The organism is Flavobacterium sp. HJSW_4, from assembly GCF_042436695.1.
Classification (GTDB): domain Bacteria; phylum Bacteroidota; class Bacteroidia; order Flavobacteriales; family Flavobacteriaceae; genus Flavobacterium.
Genome location: NZ_JBHNPP010000071.1, coordinates 1 through 3,687 on the forward strand (window position 1 = coordinate 1; position 3,687 = coordinate 3,687).

Annotated in this window: 3 protein-coding genes; all 3 read left to right on the top strand. The window is 30.3% G+C overall.

What is annotated here, in order from left to right; translation table 11 throughout:
* On the top strand, window positions 1–363 hold a 363-nt coding region (locus ACE01P_RS24275), incomplete at its 5' end, for a phosphopantetheine-binding protein (RefSeq protein WP_379701643.1).
* Window positions 364–373: 10 nt separating this feature from the next.
* A complete protein-coding gene (locus ACE01P_RS24280; RefSeq protein ID WP_379701644.1) occupies window positions 374–1,978 on the top strand; it encodes an MBL fold metallo-hydrolase in 1,605 nt (534 codons plus the stop codon).
* Window positions 1,979–1,995: 17 nt separating this feature from the next.
* Window positions 1,996–3,687, top strand: a 1,692-nt coding sequence (locus ACE01P_RS24285) for a condensation domain-containing protein (protein ID WP_379701645.1), incomplete at its 3' end; no start/stop codon positions are given.

Below are 3,687 nucleotides of genomic sequence, written 5' to 3' on the forward strand. Positions count from 1 at the left end.
CCGCTGACTGCTAATGGCAAAGTGGACAGAAAAGCGCTTCCAAGCGTAACAGGTGAAGACATCATTAAAAAAGAATACGCAGCGCCAAGAAATGAAACTGAAGAAAAACTGGCTGCAATCTGGCAAGACGTTTTAGGGGTGGAAAAAATTGGGATAACCGATAATTTCTTTGAGCTCGGAGGAAACAGTATTAAGGTTATTAAAATCATTGCAATGATTAATAAAATTTTCAATGTGAATATTAATATGCAAATGCTGTTTAAACACTCTCAAATTAAAGATTTGGCCGAAGAAATCGAAAATGAAACCTGGTTTAGTGAAGAAAAATTACCTGGAAAAATCGCAGATAAAATAACTATTTAATAAAATTAACATGGAAAATAACGAATCTCTTTATTATTTAAAACTGAATGTAGCTATTGAAGCATTAATCGATAGATGGTATGCTTGGTCACATTTAGTATTTCCGCCAACAGCAGCATTAAATATTAGAGAAAGGCATCTTAAGATTATGGATTCTTATATCAAAAATCCTAAAATACATGCGGCAGCAATAAAAAACCCTAAAATGTTAGGAGGTCCATTTATTGATTATAATGGTGGCCGAATAGAAGATATCCAAATGTTATACGATGATACACTGGATAAACGTTCGGATTTACTTGGATTAGGAGAAGCAATATTTGAATTAAATAATTTATTACAAAAAGAGGCTAAAGGTTATTCCTTAAATTCTTTGTACGATAGAGTTCCTGAAATTTTGAAAGGATTTGTTGAACTATATTACGATCTAAATAATCAACCGAATTTTAGATTTTTTGAATTTTTATTATATAAAAGTAAATATTATGATGAAACTTTTCAATCTATTTCATTGCAGTTAGTTGAGGCTGATGATTCGAGGTCCTTTGTATTGAGTACACCAAGACTAGATGATAACCATTTAATACATTTAGATATTCCATTCAAATCAGAAGTAATAGATGAATTGTTCAGAATGAAAAAAGTCCCTTCTGACTACAATAAGATAAAAAATCTCTTAGGTATTACCTCCGATCAGGAAGAATTATTTCAAAAGTTTTTTACTAAAGAGGCTCCTACAGAATTTAAGAATTATAATGGACATGGAGTTAGAACAAGATATTTTGGACATGCTTGCGTTTTAGTTGAAACAAGTGAAATATCAATTTTAGTTGATCCAGTAATTAGTTATGATGGTTATGAGAAAGAAATAAATAGATATACAATTAATGATTTGCCAGAGCAAATAGATTATGTTGTAATTACACACAACCATCAGGATCATGTCTTGCTTGAAACATTATTGCAATTAAGACATCGAATAAAGAATATTATAGTGCCTAGCAGCTGTAAAGGAAATCTGCAAGACCCTAGTCTAAAGTTGATGTTTAACGCAATTGGATTCAATAATGTAATTCAATTAGATGAAATGGAATCTTTAGAATTGAATGGTTGTGTAATAACTGGTTTGCCTTTTTTAGGGGAACACTCAGATATTGATGTGAGAAGCAAATTATGTTTTAATATTGAACTTCACAATAACTTAAAAATTTTATTTCTTGCCGATTCGTGTAATATTGAACCTAGAATATATGAAAAGGTAAAGCATGTAATTGGAAATGCTGATATTCTCTTTTTAGGGATGGAATGTGATGGCGCACCATTATCTTGGCTTTATGGACCTTTAATGAGTCAAAAACTAGAAAGAGAAAAAGACATATCACGCCGTTTAGCAGGATGTAATTTTGATCAAGGAATATCACTAATTGACATTTTTACTCCTAAAAATGTATTCGTTTATGCTATGGGGTTGGAACCATGGCTGCAATTTATAAGTTCAATAAAATACACCGATGAGTCCAGACCTATTGTGGAGTCTAATAAACTTATTAATGAATGTATTAAAAGAGGGATAGAGGCTGAACGTTTATTTGGTGAAAAAACAATAGAATATTAATAAAGTTTATTGGAAAAATGATAAAATCGGTCAAAGATTTACTTACAGAATTAAGAACTAAAAATATAAATTTATTCTTAACCGAAGAAGAAGAATTAGAGGTTGTTTCTTATAAAGAAAAAATTTCTTCGAATCTCGTTCAAGAAATTAAAGAACAGAAAGAAAGTATAATAGACTATTTAAAATCACATAAAGAGGAATCAATTCCGAGAATCCAGTTAGTTGAAAAATCTGAAAATTACGTACTATCCTCAGCTCAAAAAAGTTTGTGGCTAATAAGTCAATCAGTGCGAGCTTCAATAGCATATAATATGCCTTCAAGTACAACACTAAAAGGCATCAATAATGTTTCTTTTTTAAAAAAAGCAATAGAATCAGTAATTGACAGACATGAAATACTGCGAACAGTATTTAAACAAGATCTTACTGGAGAAATAAAACAAGTTGTACTGGATAGAAGTGATTCCGGATTTAAAATTGATTTCCAAGATTTTTGCAATGAAAAAAATCAAGAAGCGAAAATTAATAGTTTTATTGAACAAGATTCAATGAAATCTTTCGATTTAGAAAAAGGACCATTATTAAGGGTTAATTTATTTCATATTTCAAAGGATAATTATGTCCTTAGTTATAATATGCACCATATAATTGGTGATGGATGGTCTATGGAGGTTCTAGATAAGGAAGTCCGCTCCTTTTATCAGGCATATGAATCAAATACTGCTGTAAATTTGCCAGAGCTAAATTTTCAGTATAAGGATTATGCCGCATGGGAATATAATCAATTAGAGAAGGGTAAAATGCAGGAGCATAAAGAATATTGGTTAAATAGTTTCGCTAGTGAATTACCTGTTTTAAATTTACCAAGTTCACTCATAAGGCCTAAATTAAAGACATATAACGGTCACTGCTTACGTGCTTATATTCCATCTGCGGAAGTGCAACATTTGAAAAGAATAGTACAATCTGAAAGAGGAACTTTATTTATGGGGTTTTTGGCAGTATTAAAAATACTTATCTATAAGTATACTTCTGAACGAGACATAATTATTGGTTCCCCAATTGTTAATAGAGCTGAATTTGAATTAAAAAATCAAATTGGGTTTTATATTAAGACATTAGCTTTACGAAATCAATTGAATGTGGAAGACAGTTTTATAAATTTTTTTCAAAAATTAAGAGAAAATACTTTATCAGCTTTTAAGCACCAGGATTACCCTTTTGAAAAACTAGTTACCGATTTAAATATAACTAGAGATATTAGTAGGAGTCCTATTTTCGATATTTCTATAACATATCATAACACATCTTCAAGCCATAATGAAATTATTTTTGATAAAGATTGCTATAAAATAGAAAGTGCAGGCAACATAAGTTGCAAAAATGACATAGAGTTTCATTTTCAAGAAGTTGGTGATTATATGTCTTTTAATGTTAACTATAATTCAGATGTTTACGATCGTGGTATGATTGAGAAATTCATATTGAATTATAAACATCTTTTATCAGTAATACTTGATAACCCCAAAGAAAACATAAAAAACATTAATTTTTTATCTCAAGCAGAGAGGCAGCAATTATTAGAGGAATTTAATGATACTGCGGCTGCTTATCCAAAGGATAAGACAATTATTGATTTATTTGAAGAGCAAGCAGATAGAACTCCAAACAATATAGCGGTTGTGTTTGAAGGCAAGGAGCTGACTTAT